Here is a 15,088-nt window from a genome sequence, read left to right as displayed (position 1 = left end):
TGGGCCGCGCGAAACCCCTTGCCCCCGAGCGCAAGGGACGGCCGAGCCAGTGAGGAGCCCAGATGCGGTACCGGGATTTCATCGTCGGACGGGACCTGGTCCCCCTGCTCACCGCGACGTACGACGGCGAGCGGTTCGTCGTCTACGGCGCGGCGGACCAGCCTCGCAGCGCCGCCTTCGCGGTGCCCGGCCGCCCCGGCGTGCCGAAGCGGACGGGGGAGGAGGGCGGCAAGCCGCGGGTCGGCATGGTCGTCGCCAGCGCCGACCCGGCCGGCACGGCGGTCCGGATCGCCGACTTCCTGGCCGGTGAGGCCGGCGGGTACCTCCTCACCGACCGCCGCTTCACCGCTTTCCGGCTCGTCCCGGCGGATCCGAGCCTGAAGAAGCCCACGTTCGGGGACGGCCTGGTCGATCTGGGCCGCTTCCTGACGAAGAAGGAGGAGCTGCCGGTCTACCCGATGGCCTGCGAGCCGGTCGTGGAGTTCCCCGCGCAGCACGCCTCCTATCAAGGCGTGCAACGGGAGCAGCCGCACAACTGCCGCAAGGCCGACTACCACCGGATCGCCTTCGCCGACGGTTCGGTGCTCGGCCTGCTGGCGAGCTGACCGGTACCGCTCAGCCGATCACCACTCTGCGAAGGAGCCGTCCTTCAGGCGCCAGATCTCGTTGCGCCAGCGGTGGGGGTCCTCGGCGGCCTTGCGGACCGCCGCCTCGTCGACGTCGATGCCCAGGCCGGGGCCGGTCGGGCGCGCGACGTGCCCGTCGGTGAACGCGAAGACCGCCGGGTCGACCAGGTAGTCGAGCAGGTCGTTGCCCGCGTTGTAGTGGATGCCGAGGCTCTGCTCCTGGATCAGGAAGTTCGGGGACGCGAAGTCGACCTGGAGGCTCGCGGCGAGCGCGATCGGCCCCAGCGGGCAGTGCGGGGCCAAGGCCACGTCGTACGCCTCGGCCATGGCGGCGATGCGGCGCACCTCGGAGATGCCGCCCGCGTGCGAGAGGTCCGGCTGCGCGACCGCGATGCCCGTGCTGAGCACGTCGCGGTAGTCCCAGCGCGAGTACAGGCGCTCGCCGGTGGCGATCGGGATCGAGGTGCTCGCGGTGATCCGGGCGAGGTCGCGCGAGAACTCCGGCAGCACCGTCTCCTCGACGAACAGCGGGAACAGCGGTTCGAGGAGGGGCAGGACGCGGCGGGCCATCGCGGTGGAGAAGCGGCCGTGGAAGTCGATCGCGAAGTCCATCTCGTCGCCGACGGCGGCGCGCAGCTCGGTGAACTGGTCGACGATCCGGTGGACCTGCGCGGCGGTCTCGATGCGGCCGAGCTGGGCCGCGGCGTTGCACTTGACGGCGTCGAAGCCGTTCGCCTTGGCGCGCAGGGCGTCGTCGGCGAGGGCTTCGGCGGAGTCGCCGCCGATCCACGTGTAGACGCGGGCCTTGTCGCGCACCGCGCCGCCGAGCAGCTCGTACACCGGGACGCCCAGGGACTTGCCCTTGAGGTCCCACAGGGCCTGGTCGATCCCGGCGACGGCGCTGGAGAGCACGGGCCCGCCCCGGTAGAAGCCGCCCTTGGTCATGACCTGCCAGTGGTCCTCGATGCGGGAGGCGTCGGCGCCGATCAGCCGGTCGGCGAGCGCTTCGACGACGCTCGCGACCGCTTCGGCGCGGCCCTCGACGATCGGCTCGCCCCAGCCGACCAGGCCGTCGTCGGTCTCGACGCGCACGAAGAGCCACCGGGGCCGGACGAAGAAGGTCTCGATTCTGGCGATGTTCAAGGGAGCCTCTATCTCTTGTGGAGGTGGGTCAGCGGTGCCGGATGAGCCAGCCGCCGTCGACGGGCAGTTCGGCGCCGGTGATGAAGCCGGCCTCGTCGGAGGCGAGGAAGGCGATGGCGGCGGCGACTTCTTCGGCGCCGCCCATGCGCCCCAGGAGGGTCCGTCCGGTCTCGTCGGCGATGCCTTCGGCCGGGACGGGGTCCCACTGGGGCGTGAGGATGGGGCCGGGCACGACGGTGTTGACGCGCACGGCGGGGGCGTACTCGATGGCGAGCTGCCGCGCGAGCGCGCTGACGCCGCCTTTCGCGGCGGCGTAGGCGGCGAATCCGGGGAAGGACGCGTGGGCGTGCACGGAGGAGACGGCGACGACCGCGCCGCCGGCCTCGGGCAGGAGCGGTGCGAGGGCTTTGACGCCGAGGTACAGGGCTTTGAGGGTCACGTCGAGGACCCGGTCCCAGTCGTCCTCGCCGAGTTCGTGCGCCGCACCGAAGCGGATCGCGTACGCGTTGGAGACGAGCACGTCGACGTTCCCCTGGGCGCCTTCGATCTGGGCGGCGAGCGCCGCCCAGTCGGCGGCCCGCGCCACGTCGCATTGGACGAAGTGGACGTTCGGGCCGAGGTCGGCGGCGGTCTGCTCGCCCTGCTCGCGGTCGATGTCGGCGAGGTACACGACCGCGCCCTCGCTCGCGAGGCGCTGCGCGGTGGCCGCCCCGATGCCTTTGGCGCCGCCGGTGACGACGGCGGTCTTGCCCTCGAATCGATGCATGCGGCCGACCCTATCGCCCGCCGGCGGTCGTATCGCCCGGCTGCGCGCCGGGTTCGGTGAGGTCGACCAGGGCCGAGGCGAGGCCGGGGCGCTCGCGGAGGATGAGGGCCGCGCCGCCGACGGCGCCGGCGCGGGCGCCGAGGTCGAGGGCGGCGGGGACGACGTCGACGTCGCGCACGAGGGTGAGCGCGTACCTGCGGATCGCGGTGCGCAGGGGGTCGAGGAGCACTTCGCCGGCGCGGGCGAGCTCGCCGCCGACGACGATGCGCTCGGGGTTGAGCAGGTTGCAGAGGCTGGCCAGGACGCGGCCGGTCATCTGTCCGACGTCGGCGAGCACGCCTTCGCACGCGCGGTCGCCCGCCGCCGCGGCGGCGAGCACGTCCTCCACGGTCGCCTTGGCGCCCAAGTGGGGCCGCAGCGCGGTGAGGACGGCGGGGATGCCGGCGTGGAGGACGAGGCAGCCGCGGTTGCCGCACGGGCACGCCGGTCCGTCCACATTGATCGAGGTGTGGCCGAGTTCCCCGGCGGCGCCGACCGCGCCGCGGAAGACCCGGCCGTCGAGGATGAGCCCGGCCGCGATGCCGCTGGACAGGCCCACGTACATGAGGTCGCGCACGCCCCGGCCCGCGCCGCTGTAGGCCTCGGCCACGGCCTCGAGCCGGGTGTTGTTCTCGATGGCCACGGGCAGGCGGAGGCGTCGCTTGAACTCGTCCGCGGCGTGCACATGGGACCACGGCTGGTCGGGCAGCGAGGTGGAGACGATGCCGGTGGCCTGCTCGATGGGGCCGGGCAGGCCGACGCCCGCACCCACGATCCGGCCCCGGTCGAGCGCGTGCTCGCCGATGAGCCGGTCGAGGAGGTCGGCGGCGACGTCGATGCGCTCGGCCCAGCCCAGGTCGGGGTCCACGGCCCGCCCGGCGCCCGCGATCTCGTTGTGCGCCAGGTCGGAGAGGTGCACCCAGACGTGGTCGAAGGTGAAGTCGAGGCCGAGCGCGACGGCCGCGCCGGGATTGACCGCGAGGGTCTCCTTGGCGCGGCCGTCCCCGTGGGGGTCGCCGTCCCGTTCGATTACGAGACCGCGCGCCATCAGGTCGGTGACGATCGTCGACACGGTCGTGCGCGAGAGGTCGGCGCGGCGGGCCAGCTCGGCGCGGTGCGTGGGTCCCTTGCGCAGCAAGAGGGTCAGCAGCCGTTCCTGGTTCGCGCGGCGCAGTGACTGGAGTGATCCGCTCTTCGTCCGGGGCATGAGCCGATCATACAGGCGGTCCAACAATCTGTGTCAAGACTATTGACGTACTTATGTGACGAGGGCTAGCCTTCGTCCACAGACTTTCGTACCCCTTCCCTGAAAGGCGAAAACCCATGCGTGGATCCCTCGGGACGCCGGTGTCCCAGGCACCCTTGACCCGCCGCAACCTCATGCGCGGCACGGCCCTCGGCGCGGCGGCCGCCGCCGGAGCCGGAACCCTCACCGCCTGCGCCCCCTCCGCAGGCGGCGGCGCCGGCGGCAAGACGACGCTGACGATCATGGCGCCGGAGAACGAGTTCAGCCCCGAATTCCTCAAGACCGCGGAAGCGCAGCTCGACCTCACGATCAAGCGCGTCGAAGTCGACAACACCAAACTCACCGCCATGCTCGCCAGCGGCACCGCGCCCGACCTGGTCCGCGGCCTCGGCGCCGTCGAGACCCCCTACTTCGTCGCCCGCGACCTCGCCCTCGACCTCGACGACTACTTCGCCTCCAGCGAACTGCTCAAAGCGGACGACCTCGACCCGGTCAACGACGTCTGGCGCTACGACGGCACCGTCCAAGGCCAAGGCCCCCGCTACGGCATGGCCAAGGACTACTCCCAGGACGCCATGTTCTGGTACAACACCGCCCTCTTCGACGCCGCCGGCCTCGCCTACCCCTCCGAGACCGAACCCGTCACCTACGACGCATGGCTCGACATGGGCAGAGAACTCACCCAGAAGGACGGCGGCACCACCACCGTCTACGGCCTCTCCGCCGGCGGCCTCGGCCTGTTCATCAGCCTCGCCAACATGACCGCCTCCGCCGGCGGCAGCCTCCTCTCCGAAGACCTCGGCACCGTCGACTTCTCCTCGCCCGAAGCGCAGCAGACGCTCACCTGGTACCTCGAATACGCCCGCGCCAAAGTCGGATTCTCACCCGTGGAACCCAACCCCGACGGCTGGGACTGGCCCCCCTACCAGACCGGACGCCTCGCCCAGACCTGGTCCGGCTACTGGTTCGGCGGCGCGATCGCCGCCGAACCCGAACTCGCCGCGACGTCCCGCCTCGCCCCCGCCCCCACCATGGGCGGCGAGCGCATCAGCCCCTGCTTCGGCGCCACCGGCTACTGGATCCCCAAGGCCTCCAAGCACCACGACGACGCCTGGCGGCTCTTCGAATGGTTCATGGGCGGCGACCCGGCCAAAGAACGCGCCGCCGGAGGATGGGGCCTGCCGAGCCTCCTCTCCCTCCGCGCCGACCTCCCCACCGGCACCCCCGCCCAGGAGCAGGCCCTCGCCGCCGCCGAAGCCGAAGCCGACTACTTCAAGGTCCTGTCCTTCTCCCCGTACGTCAAGGTCGAGGCGCTCGACGCGGTCCTCAACCAGTACCTGCCCGACGCGATCAACGAAGGAGTCTCGGCCGGCGCGCTGGCCGACACGCTCAACACCGACATGCAGGCGCTCCTGGACGAAGGCAAGGAGCTGGTGAAGTGACCGCGACGCTGCCGGCGTCGCGAGCGACGCCCCCCGCGGCACCGGCCCGGCCCCGCCGCACCCGGGGCCGGGCCGGGCAGCGGACGCGGACGTTCTACCTGTTCGTCGGCCCATGGATCGCCGGGTTCGTGCTCCTGACGCTGTTCCCGCTGGGCTACGCGTTCTGGATGAGCCTCACCAACACCGACGGGCTCTCACCGAACTGGTCCTATGTGGGACTCGACAACTACGTGCGGGTCTTCCAGGACCAGCAGACCCTCGCGTCCCTCGGGCGCACCGGGATCTTCATGCTCGCCACCGTGCCCACCGGCGTCGCCGCCGGCCTGGTCATGGCGGTCATGCTCAACCGCGACTTCAAGGGCCGGACGCTCTTCCGCGCCCTGTTCTACCTGCCGGCCGTGGTGCCCGGCGTGGCCGCCGCACTGACCTTCAAGATCATCTTCGACAAGAACGCCGGTGCGGCCAACGCCGTCGTCGGCGCCGCCGGCGGCGAACCGGTCTCGTGGCTGGCCGACCCGTACACCCGCTTCGTGCTCATCCTGATGATCCTGTGGGGCGTCGGCGGCTCGATGATCATCTCCCTCGCCGCCCTGCAGGACGTGCCGAGGGAACTCCTCGAAGCAGCCAAAGTAGACGGCGCGAGTCCGGCCTACTCGTTCTTCAAGATCACCCTGCCCCTGCTCAGCCCCATCATCTTCTTCCAGGTCGTCACCGGCGTCATCGGATCGCTCCAGGTCTTCGTGCCCTCGCTGCTGCTCGCACCGGTCAACGGCCCCGCCGCGGTCACGGCCGTGCCGGAGGGCAACTACCTGTTCATGGTGCACGTCTACGCCGAGTACTTCGCCAAGAGCCACTTCGGGTACGCCTCGGCCCTGCTGTGGGTGCTGTTCCTGTTCGTCCTGCTCATCACCGGCATCGTGTTCAAGATCGGGAACCGCGCCGTCTTCTACGGCGGCGTCGACCCCACCGAGCGGAAGGAGGGCTGATGAACGTCGACATCGCGCGCCGAGCCCGCCTCACGGCCCTGTACCTCACGCTGATCACGCTCGCCGTGATCTTCTCCGGGCCACTCGGCTGGCTCGTCCTCACCTCGCTGAAGGCCCCGGACGAGCTCTCGGTCTTCCCGATCCAGCTGTTCCCCGCGACCCCGCAGTGGCACAACTACATCGACGCCCTGACCTTCATCGACTACCTCGGCTACGCCCGCAACTCGCTGATCCTCGCCACGATCACGTCGGTGCTGACCACCGTCTCGTCGGCGTGGATGGCGTACGGGTTCGCGCGGCTCTCGGCCCCCGGCAAGAAGTTCTGGTTCGGCCTCTTGATCTCCACGATGATGATGCCCGGCATCATCACGCTCATCCCCACCTACCTGATGTTCGCCAAGGCCGGGCTGGTCGACACCTACGTGCCGTGGATCCTGTGGGGCCTGTGCGGCGCCGCGTTCATGGTCTTCCTGTTCCGCCAGTTCTTCGCGGGCATCCCGAAGGAGCTGGAAGAGGCGGCGATCCTCGACGGGTGCGGCCATGTGCGGATCTTCTGGCAGGTCTTCATCCCGCAGTCCGGACCGATCCTGGCCGCCTGCATGGTCCTGACCTTCACCGCCAGCTGGGGCGACTTCATCGCCCCGAGCCTGCTGCTCAGCGATGAGACCACGACCCTGGCGGTGAAGATGACCGCCGGATACGTCAACGAGAAGGGCTTCCCGATCCAGAACCTGCTCGCGGCCGGCAGCACCATGTTCATCCTGCCCGTACTGCTGATGTTCCTGTTCTTCCAGCGGTTCTTCGTGCAGGGCTTCTCGACCTCCGGCCTGAAGTAGGCGGCTCGACGCGATCGGCTTGCAGTGAAAGGCGTCCGGCGCGCCGCTCGCCGAAGCCCGCTTCGCGAGCATCGGCGCAGTCGTCTCGGCGGGGCGCCGGTGCCGTGCCGAAGTGGCGGGGCGCCGGTGCGAGACCGGGGCGGCGGAACGGAAGAGGGGGCAAGCCTCCGTTCCGCCGCCCCTCAGCCTGCCGGGGGCCAGCGGCGCGACCCGGCTGCCGCCCTCGGAAAGACGACGCTCCCGCCGAGTCCGGGGAGCGGCACCGCACTCGAACGAGCCGCCGTTCAGATGCCACCCCTCCCGGGGCGGCCGCACCTCGTCGCGACGCCGTCGAACGGTGTGTGTCGTGCTTCATAGCGGCCTTCTGTCAGGGATTCGGCGCCCGTCCGGTTCAAGTACCGAACGCACGTCATCCACTGATGCAGAAGGAGACACCACCATGAGCAAGGTCTGGTTCGTCACCGGTTCGTCCCGCGGCCTCGGCCGCCAGTTCGTCGAAGCCGCCCTCTCGCGCGGCGACAAGGTCGCCGCCACCGCCCGGGGCGTCGAGGGCTTCGGCGGCCTCGTCGAGACGTACGGCGACGCGGTCCTGCCCCTCGCGATGGACGTCACCGACCGGGCCGCGGTCTTCTCGGCCGTCGAGCGCGCCGTCGGGCACTTCGGGCGCATCGACGTGGTCGTGAACAACGCCGGGTACGCGCAGATCGGCGCCGTCGAAGAGCTCTCCGAGGCCGAGCTGCGGGACCAGATGGAGACCAACGTGTTCGGCGCCGCCTGGGTCGTCCAGGCCGTGCTGCCGCACCTGCGCGAGCAGGGCAGCGGGCGGATCTTCCAGCTCTCCTCGGCCGCGGGCCTCATCACCGTCCCGCTCGGCGCGGCCTACAGCGCCTCCAAGTGGGCCCTCGAAGGCTTCAACGAGGCGCTCGCCAAGGAGGTAGCCGAGTTCGGCATCAAGGTGACCATCATCGAGCCCGGCGGGTTCGCCACCCGGCAGGGTGAGAACCCCGACCCGATGAACAACGGCCACATGGCCGAGAAGCTCCCCGCGTACGACGCCCTGCGCGAACGCCTCGCCGGGTTCGCGGGCAAGCAGCCCGCGGGCGACCCGGCCGCCGCCGCGCAGGCGCTCCTCACCCTCGCCGACCACGACGACCCGCCCGTGCGGATCCTGTTCGGCACCGGCTTCTACCCGATGGTCCAGCAGGCCTACGCCGACCGGCTCAAGACCTGGGCCGACTGGGAGGACCTCGCCGTCGCGGCGCAGGGGTGACCCGGCCTCCTCAGCGAGTGAGCGAGGGGCGGCGGATCGAACGGCCCGACAGGGCGTCGGTCCGCCGCCCGTCCTCGATCGCCAAGGCGCCGTTGACGAACACGTAGGGGATGCCGGCGGCCTGCTGCCTGGGTTCGGCGAACGTAGCGCGGGCGTCCACGGTCTGCGGGTCGAACAGGACCAGGTCCGCCGCGAAGCCCTCCCTCACGAGGCCCCGGTCGTTCAGCCCGAGTACCGCTGCGGGCCTTCCGGTCAGGTGGGCCACGCACTCCTCGATCCCCATGAGGCCGAGTTCGCGGGTGTAGTGGCCGAGGTAGCGGGCGAACGAGCCCCAGGCGCGCGGGTGGATCTTGTCGCCCGCGAGCACGCCGTCGGTCGATCCGGTGTGGACGCCGTGGCGCATGATCGCGCGGACGTTCTCCTCATTGCCCACGTGCATGAGGCAGGCGGTCCCGAACTCGTCGCGCTCGACGAGGTCGAGGAAGAACGCCGAAGCGGGCCGCTCCCCGGCGGCCTCGCTCACGCGGAGGCCGACCAGGTCGCGCAGCTCCGGTTTCGCGACCCCGGCGATCTCGATCTTCGACCAGTCGACCGGGACGCCGTTCGCGCCGTCGGTGCCCTCGACGTCGAGTTCGCGGATGATCCGCGCCCGCAGCTCGGTGCTGCGGAGCCGCTCGGTCAGGGCCCCGTAGCCTCCGGCGACCGACCAGCTCGGCAGCAGCGCCGCGAGCATCGTCATGCCCGGCAGGTACGGGTACGTGTCGAGGCTGATCGGCAGCCCTTCGTCGAGCCCTTCGTCGACGAGCTTGAGGAGTTCGGCGGCGCGGCCCTCGTTGACGCCGTAGTTCAGGGTGGCGTGGGCGAGGTGCAGGGCGCAGCTCGCCCCGCGGCCGATTTCGATCATCTCCGCGTAGCCCTCCATCGCGCCCGCGCCGTAACTGCGCTGGTGGGGGCCGAAGTAGCCGCCGTAGCTCGCGACCACCTTGCACAATTCGACCAGCTCGCCGGTCTTGCCGTACATGCCCGGCGCGTAGCTCAGCCCGGCCGAGAGGCCGAACGCGCCGTCTTCCATGCCTTGGGCGACCTGGGCTTTCATGGCCTCGAGTTCGGCGGGGGTCGGTTCGCGGTCGTCCCAGCCCATGGCGAGCATCCGCACCGTCCCGTGGGGGACGAGGTAGGCGGCGTTGGTGGGGATGCCGCGGTTGTCGATGCCTCGGTCGAGGCGGTCGAGGTACTCGCCGACGGTGCGCCAGTCGTAGTCGACGTCGAGGCGGCCGTTCCATGCGGCGATGGCCTCCCACATCTGCGGGGCGGTGGTCTCGTCGACCGGCGCGTAGGAGAGGCCGTCCTGGCCGAGCACTTCGAGGGTGCAGCCCTGGCCGAGCTTCGCGAGGTGGTCGTGGTCGGCGAGGACGGCGAGCTCGGAGTGGGCGTGCATGTCGATGAACCCGGGGGCGAGGACGAGTCCTTCGGCGTCGATGACGCGGGCGCCGTCGAGCTGGGCGCTGTCGTGTTGGGCACGGTCGAGCCGAGCACTGTCGTGACGGTCGGCGCGGATGGCCGCGATGCGGCCGTCCTTGACGCCGACGTCGGCGCGGAACCGGGGCGAGCCGGTGCCGTCGGCGACCTCGGCTCCCCGGATCACGATGTCCATTGCGGCCACTCGGCGCCCTCCCTCGTTCGGCACGGAGCGTCAGTCTATGCAGGCCAGGGCGTCGATCTCCACCAGCATCTCGGCCCTCGGGAGGGTGCAGATCACGGTGGTGCGGGTCGGGAACGGCACGCCCGCGGGGGTCTTCTCGGTCAGGAACGCCTCGTAGACCTCGTTCATCGCGGCGAAGTCGGCGCGGTCGGCGAGGTACACCCGGAGGGTCATCACGTCGCCGATGCCGGCGCCGCCGGCTTCGAGGATCGCGGCGACGTTCTCCAGGGTGCGGCGGGTCTGGGCCCGCACGTCACCGGGGTGGAGGTACGCGCCGGTGGCCGGATCGACGGGTCCCTGGCCGGAGACGGCGAGCAGCGGTCCCTTGCGGACGCCCTGGGGGAAGGCGTGGGCGGGGGCCGGGGCGGCCGTGGTGTGGATCGCGATCTTCTCGGTCATATAGTAAAGATACATTCCAATTAAGGAGGTGGGCCATGGACGAGACCCGGCTGCGCGCCCTCCACGACGAGGTCCTCGACTGGCGCCACAAGGGCGTTCCGGCCTCGGCTCACGGCCTGACGATCGCCGAGTGGATCGCTTCGGGGCCCCCCACCCCCACCCTCCCCACCCCCGTCGTGACGCTCTCGGCGCAGGCCCTTGAGCACAACCTCCTTTCCATGGCCTCCTGGTGCGCCGAGCGGCGCCTTTCGCTCGCCCCTCACGGCAAGGCCACGATGGCCCCCCAGCTCTGGCGGCGCCAGCTCGATGCCGGCGCCGCCGCGATCACCGTCGCCAACCTCTTCCAAGCCGGTGTGGCCCACCGGTTCGGCGTGCCCCGGATCCTCATCGCCAACGAGATCGCCGACCCTGCCGCGGCCGTCCGACTAAGCCTATGGGCCGGTGAAGGGGCCCGCATGTGTCTTTTTTCCGATTCCGAGGTGCCGAAAGTCAGGGTTTCGGAGGCGGCGGCTACGTCGATCGACGTACTCGTCGAGCTCGGCGCGACGGGCGGCCGGGCCGGGGCGCGGGGGATCGAGGCCGCGCTCAAGGTCGCCGCCGGTGTCGAAGCCGCCCCGAACCTGCGGCTCGCGGGCGTCGCTGGATACGAGGGCGCGGTGGCCTCCGGGACCGGCGCGGCCGACCTGGCGGCCGTCGACGACTACCTCGGCGACCTCGCGACCCTGTTCGCGGCCTTGGACTTCGAGACCGACAGGCCGGTCGTCAGCGCCGGCGGCAGCGCCTACTTCGACCGGGTCGCCGCCGTGCTCGGCCCGCTCGCCCCCCGCGCCGAAGTGCTCCTGCGCTCGGGCTCCTACCTCGTCCACGACCACGGCTGCTACGCCCGCACCACCCCCGTGGCCCGCGGCGGCGACGGACCGGTCCTGCTGCCCGCACTGCGCGCGCGGGCGACCGTCCTCTCCCGACCGGAGCCCGGCCTGGCGATCCTCGACGCCGGCCGCCGCGACCTCCCGTTCGACCAGGACCTTCCGATCCCGCTGCGACATAACGGAAGCGGGGCATGGGACGCGACCGCCGCGCGGTGCCCGCAGATCAGCGACCAGCACCTGCACCTCACCGGCGCCGAAGGACTGGCCGTCGGCGACGTGGTCGAACTCGGCCTCTCCCACCCCTGCACCGCCTTCGACAAGTGGCGCCTCATCCCCGTCGTCGACGACGAGACCGGCCTGGTGGTCGACGCGGTGCACACCTTCTTCTAGGGGCGGCTTCTAGAGGCGGTTCAGGAGAGCAGCTCCCGGAGCGTGTCGACGGCCGGGCGGTTGCCCGGGAGCCACGGCACGGAGTCGAGTTCGCCGGGGGCGAGCCACCGCAGCTCCGCGTGCTCCTTGGCGTGCGGTTCGCCCTCGGTGAGGTCCGCGAAGTAGACCCGCAGCAGGTACCTCCCGTTGCCGGTCGCGAGATCGCCGCCCACGCGCTCGCCGACCGCGATCTCGACGCCGAGCTCTTCGCGGCACTCGCGCGCCAGCGCCTCGGCCTCGGTCTCGTCCGGCTCGACCTTGCCGCCGGGGAACTCCCAGAGCCCGGCGAGTTCGGGCGGGTAGGCGCGGGCGGCGGCGAGGATGCGGTGCCCGGCGCGGATCGCGGCGCCGACGACGACCCTCGGCGGCTCAGGACGCGGTTCGTTCACCGCAAGAGCTTATCGGCGCCGCGGTGTCGTCCAGGCTTCGCGGCCGTTGCCGGTTTGAGGGCGTTTCGTTATCTTTCGCGCGTCAGATTACGAACAGTGATCACTAGTGAGCAACGTGTTGTTCATACGTTCGGATGATGTTGCGTCGCCCCTACGGTCAGGAATCGTGTCCACCAGCACAAAACCAGACAAGAACTGTCCCGCGGAAGCCGGTATTACCGATTAATCCCATTTGCCGGTCTGGACAGAAACTGGGAGACGCGCAAGACTCGGTTCAGAAACGATAAAGATCCGGCGACAATTCAGACACGAAGCCCCCGTGTCCGTCGGAGCCGAATCAGACCACCTTACTGATCGGCCGCCGCCCTGCCTAGGCAGGGCACCGCTTTGCCGGTCGCGGCCAGGACGAAATGGCGACGGTGCCATATGGGGAGAACGGAGCAAGACGACAACGTGCTGCTGGATGCACTGAGGGAGCTCAATGGTTGGGTAGCGGATGATGCCGGCCGCCTGTCGCGGTCGCTGCCGCTCGACGATTCCCAGCACGCGGAGCTCGCCGAACACATCAAGATCTTCGCCGACACGCTCGGCGTCAGGCCGGACGTCTCGCGCACCGATGAAGCCACGCTCATCGTGCTCGCCAGCGAAGGCGGGTTCAGTCTCACCGACGTGACCTTCGCGGGCCGCGTCGAGACCGCCTACATCACCATCGCAGGAGAGCTCGCGGCACAGCAGGACCCGAGCTCCAAGGGCCGCTTCCGCTGGCTCAGACGGGGCGAATGACCCGAACCGCACGGCGGATCGCCGGGGACCCCACCTCCCCGCCGGTCCGCCTTCTTCATGCCCGGGCACGCCTGCACTGACGCGAATGGCGCGGCACGCTCACGGCATGGCCGCGCCCTCTCAGGAGGGCACCACGGCCTCCGGGTCGTGGCCCTGCGCCGAGCGGGCGCCGTCGACCGGCAGCACGGCGCCGCTGATGAACGACGACTGCTCCGAGAGCAGGAACGCCACCGTGTCGGCCACCTCGCCCGCCTCGCCCGCCCTGCCGAGCGGATGCAGCTCCTGCATGGCCGCCTCGACCTGCGCGTACACGGCCGTACCGGAGTCCTCCAGCGCCCGCAGCCGCTCGGTCGCCACCGACCCGAGCGCGAGCGCGTTCACCCGCACGTTCCAAGGGCCGTAATCGACCGCCAGCGCCCGCGTGAGGCCCTCGATCGCGGCCTTGGCGGTCGCGTAGGGCAGCGCTCCGCGCACGGCCCGCTGCGCCTGATGGGACGAGATGTTGACGATGCTCCCGGGGACACCCTGGACGCGGAACGCGGCCACTGCGGCGGCCGACCCGGCCAGGCACGGCTGGAGGTTGCGCCGGACCAGCTCCGCGACGGCCGCACCGCCCGCCTCGTGGAGCCAGGCGTCGCGGAACACCGCGGCGTTGTTGACCCAGCCGGTGAGCGCGCCGAGGGATTCGGCGGCGGCGACGGCCCGCGCGGCGACGGCGTCGTCGCCCGCGTCGCCCACGACCACCCAGGCCCGGCTCTCGCTGATGGCCTCGTCGAGCCATTCGAGCTGCTCGTCGTGCAGCTCGATGACGACGACCGCGCGGTCGTCGCCGAGGAGCCGTTCGGTGATCGCCCTGCCGATGCCCTGCCCGCCGCCGGTCACGACCGCGACTTCCCGCTGTCTCGGCTCACGCTGCATGGCCCACCTCCGAATCGAAGACGCCGCGACCGAACGTCGCGGCGTCAGATTCCTTAGTGCTCAAGGAAAGGCGTGTTTAAACCTGGGCACGGCGGGATTGCCGTGCCTCGGAGCCCGAAGGCGCTGCCGCGCACGGGGTCTGCGTTCCCGGAAGTGGCGAGGTCTACACGTTGAAGCGGAACTCGACCACGTCGCCGTCGGCCATGACGTAGTCCTTGCCCTCCATGCGGACCTTGCCGGCGGCTTTGGCGGCCTGCATGGTGCCGGCCTCCATGAGGTCGTCGTAGGAGACGATCTCGGCCTTGATGAAGCCGCGCTGGAAGTCGGTGTGGATCTCGCCGGCGGCCTCGGGGGCGGTCGCGCCGCGCGGGATGGTCCACGCCCGGGTCTCCTTCGGGCCCGCGGTCAGGTAGGTCTGGAGGCCCAGCGTGTGGAAGCCGACGCTCGCGAGGCGGTCCAGGCCCGGCTCGCTCTGGCCGGTGGACTCCAGCATCTCGCGGGCCTCGTCGGGTTCCAGGTCGACCAGTTCGGACTCGAACTTGGCGTCCAGGAGCACCGCGTCGGCGGGCGCGACGAGGGCGCGCAGCTTGGCGGCCAGCGCTTCGTCGCCGACCTGGTCCTCGTCGACGTTGAACACGTAGATGAACGGCTTGGCCGTCAAGAGGTGCAGGTCGTAGAGGTGCTCGGTGTCGAGGCCGGCGGCGAACACGGTCTTGCCGCCGTCGAGGACCTCCTGGGCCTGCTTGACCGCGGCCACCTTCGGGGCCTTGGTCTTGTCCATGCGCGCTTCCTTCTCGAGGCGCGGCAGGACGTTCTCGATGGTCTGGAGGTCCGCGAGGATCAGCTCGGTGTTGATGGTCTCGATGTCGTCGATCGGGGAGACGCGGCCGTCGACGTGGGTGACGTTGCCGTCCTCGAAGACCCGCACGACCTGTGCGATGGCGGAGCATTCGCGGATGTTGGACAGGAACTTGTTGCCCTTGCCCGCGCCTTCGGAGGCGCCCTTGACCAGGCCCGCGATGTCGACGAAGGTCACGGTCGCGGGGAGGATCTTCTCCGAGTCGTAGACCTCGGCCAGCTTCGGGAGCCGGGCGTCCGGGACGGCGACGACGCCGACGTTCGGCTCGATGGTCGCGAACGGGTAGTTCGCCGCGAGGATCTCCGAGCGGGTCAGCGCGTTGAACAGCGTGCTCTTGCCGACGTTGGGCAGGCCGACGATACCGATGCTGAGTTTCACGAGGGTCA

At 70.7% G+C, this 15,088-nt stretch carries 15 protein-coding genes; 7 read left to right on the top strand and 8 right to left on the bottom strand.

What is annotated here, in order from left to right; all coding sequences use genetic code 11:
- Positions 1-62 precede the first annotated feature (62 nt).
- Positions 63-605: a hypothetical protein gene (locus QWI33_RS04960; RefSeq protein ID WP_289955488.1), complete on the top strand. Its 543-nt coding sequence runs from the start codon at positions 63-65 to the stop codon at positions 603-605.
- Between the two features lie 18 nt (positions 606-623).
- On the opposite strand, the gene dgoD is transcribed toward QWI33_RS04960, so the two are convergent.
- From dgoD to QWI33_RS04945, 3 genes are read right to left on the bottom strand one after another with little or no spacing between them, the layout of a single operon-like run.
- Positions 624-1,769 (bottom strand): galactonate dehydratase, encoded by a 1,146-nt coding sequence (gene dgoD, locus QWI33_RS04955; protein ID WP_289955486.1) that lies wholly within the window; start codon positions 1,767-1,769, stop codon positions 624-626.
- Between the two features lie 28 nt (positions 1,770-1,797).
- Positions 1,798-2,535: an SDR family NAD(P)-dependent oxidoreductase gene (locus tag QWI33_RS04950; RefSeq protein ID WP_289955484.1), complete on the bottom strand. Its 738-nt coding sequence runs from the start codon at positions 2,533-2,535 to the stop codon at positions 1,798-1,800.
- 10 nt (positions 2,536-2,545) lie between these two features.
- Complete coding sequence (locus tag QWI33_RS04945; RefSeq protein ID WP_289955482.1) at positions 2,546-3,781, bottom strand: ROK family transcriptional regulator; 1,236 nt, start codon at positions 3,779-3,781, stop codon at positions 2,546-2,548.
- A gap of 116 nt (positions 3,782-3,897) precedes the next feature.
- Between QWI33_RS04945 and QWI33_RS04940 the strand changes: the two genes are divergently transcribed.
- The 4 genes from QWI33_RS04940 to QWI33_RS04925 all read left to right on the top strand — a co-directional run bounded on the left by QWI33_RS04940 (position 3,898) and on the right by QWI33_RS04925 (position 8,354).
- Positions 3,898-5,262 carry an extracellular solute-binding protein gene (locus QWI33_RS04940; protein WP_289955480.1) on the top strand — a complete coding sequence of 455 codons (1,365 nt, stop codon included), beginning with the start codon at positions 3,898-3,900 and terminating at the stop codon, positions 5,260-5,262.
- The gene (locus QWI33_RS04935) at positions 5,259-6,248 is read left to right on the top strand and encodes a carbohydrate ABC transporter permease (protein ID WP_289955479.1); all 990 of its coding nucleotides are present in this window, start codon (positions 5,259-5,261) and stop codon (positions 6,246-6,248) included. The genes QWI33_RS04940 and QWI33_RS04935 overlap by 4 nt, the downstream gene beginning before the upstream one ends.
- On the top strand, positions 6,248-7,084 hold the full coding sequence (locus QWI33_RS04930; protein WP_289955477.1) for a carbohydrate ABC transporter permease: 837 nt from the start codon (positions 6,248-6,250) through the stop codon (positions 7,082-7,084). The genes QWI33_RS04935 and QWI33_RS04930 overlap by 1 nt, the downstream gene beginning before the upstream one ends.
- Before the next feature lie 439 nt (positions 7,085-7,523).
- The gene (locus QWI33_RS04925; protein ID WP_289955476.1) at positions 7,524-8,354 is read left to right on the top strand and encodes an SDR family NAD(P)-dependent oxidoreductase; all 831 of its coding nucleotides are present in this window, start codon (positions 7,524-7,526) and stop codon (positions 8,352-8,354) included.
- Positions 8,355-8,364: 10 nt separating this feature from the next.
- On the opposite strand, the gene QWI33_RS04920 is transcribed toward QWI33_RS04925, so the two are convergent.
- Both QWI33_RS04920 and QWI33_RS04915 read right to left on the bottom strand, forming a co-directional pair.
- Complete coding sequence (locus tag QWI33_RS04920) at positions 8,365-10,008, bottom strand: N-acyl-D-amino-acid deacylase family protein (protein ID WP_289955644.1); 1,644 nt, start codon at positions 10,006-10,008, stop codon at positions 8,365-8,367.
- A gap of 39 nt (positions 10,009-10,047) precedes the next feature.
- On the bottom strand, positions 10,048-10,455 hold the full coding sequence (locus QWI33_RS04915) for a RidA family protein (RefSeq protein WP_289955474.1): 408 nt from the start codon (positions 10,453-10,455) through the stop codon (positions 10,048-10,050).
- A 35-nt stretch (positions 10,456-10,490) separates the two neighbouring features.
- On the opposite strand from QWI33_RS04915, the gene QWI33_RS04910 reads away from it, so the two are divergent.
- Entirely contained in the window at positions 10,491-11,714 is a 1,224-nt protein-coding gene (locus QWI33_RS04910) for a type III PLP-dependent enzyme domain-containing protein (protein WP_289955472.1), read from the top strand.
- A 20-nt stretch (positions 11,715-11,734) separates the two neighbouring features.
- On the opposite strand, the gene QWI33_RS04905 is transcribed toward QWI33_RS04910, so the two are convergent.
- Positions 11,735-12,142 (bottom strand): (deoxy)nucleoside triphosphate pyrophosphohydrolase, encoded by a 408-nt coding sequence (locus QWI33_RS04905; protein ID WP_289955471.1) that lies wholly within the window; start codon positions 12,140-12,142, stop codon positions 11,735-11,737.
- Positions 12,143-12,568: 426 nt separating this feature from the next.
- Here QWI33_RS04905 and QWI33_RS04900 point away from each other — a divergent pair, with 426 nt between their 5' ends.
- Positions 12,569-12,925: a hypothetical protein gene (locus QWI33_RS04900; RefSeq protein WP_289955469.1), complete on the top strand. Its 357-nt coding sequence runs from the start codon at positions 12,569-12,571 to the stop codon at positions 12,923-12,925.
- A 120-nt stretch (positions 12,926-13,045) separates the two neighbouring features.
- Here QWI33_RS04900 and QWI33_RS04895 read toward each other — a convergent pair whose 3' ends face one another.
- Positions 13,046-13,843, bottom strand: a complete 798-nt coding sequence (locus tag QWI33_RS04895; protein ID WP_289955467.1) for an SDR family NAD(P)-dependent oxidoreductase — start codon at positions 13,841-13,843, stop codon at positions 13,046-13,048.
- A 163-nt stretch (positions 13,844-14,006) separates the two neighbouring features.
- Positions 14,007-15,080: a redox-regulated ATPase YchF gene (ychF, locus tag QWI33_RS04890; protein ID WP_289955465.1), complete on the bottom strand. Its 1,074-nt coding sequence runs from the start codon at positions 15,078-15,080 to the stop codon at positions 14,007-14,009.
- Between the last annotated feature and the right edge of the window lie 8 nt (positions 15,081-15,088).

The sequence above is a fragment of the Glycomyces tritici genome (assembly GCF_030403505.1).
This window is presented reverse-complemented; position numbering and strand designations above follow the sequence as displayed.

Bases quoted from the DNA above. Each gene is read 5' to 3' on its own strand.
- QWI33_RS04960 (WP_289955488.1), top strand. From the start codon at position 63: ATGCGGTACCGGGATTTCATCGTCGGACGGGACCTGGTCCCCCTGCTC.
- QWI33_RS04950 (WP_289955484.1), bottom strand. From the start codon at position 2,535: ATGCATCGATTCGAGGGCAAGACCGCCGTCGTCACCGGCGGCGCCAAA.
- QWI33_RS04945 (WP_289955482.1), bottom strand. From the start codon at position 3,781: ATGCCCCGGACGAAGAGCGGATCACTCCAGTCACTGCGCCGCGCGAAC.
- QWI33_RS04940 (WP_289955480.1), top strand. From the start codon at position 3,898: ATGCGTGGATCCCTCGGGACGCCGGTGTCCCAGGCACCCTTGACCCGC.
- QWI33_RS04930 (WP_289955477.1), top strand. From the start codon at position 6,248: ATGAACGTCGACATCGCGCGCCGAGCCCGCCTCACGGCCCTGTACCTC.
- QWI33_RS04925 (WP_289955476.1), top strand. From the start codon at position 7,524: ATGAGCAAGGTCTGGTTCGTCACCGGTTCGTCCCGCGGCCTCGGCCGC.
- QWI33_RS04920 (WP_289955644.1), bottom strand. From the start codon at position 10,008: ATGGACATCGTGATCCGGGGAGCCGAGGTCGCCGACGGCACCGGCTCG.
- QWI33_RS04915 (WP_289955474.1), bottom strand. From the start codon at position 10,455: ATGACCGAGAAGATCGCGATCCACACCACGGCCGCCCCGGCCCCCGCC.
- QWI33_RS04910 (WP_289955472.1), top strand. From the start codon at position 10,491: ATGGACGAGACCCGGCTGCGCGCCCTCCACGACGAGGTCCTCGACTGG.
- QWI33_RS04900 (WP_289955469.1), top strand. From the start codon at position 12,569: ATGGGGAGAACGGAGCAAGACGACAACGTGCTGCTGGATGCACTGAGG.
- QWI33_RS04895 (WP_289955467.1), bottom strand. From the start codon at position 13,843: ATGCAGCGTGAGCCGAGACAGCGGGAAGTCGCGGTCGTGACCGGCGGC.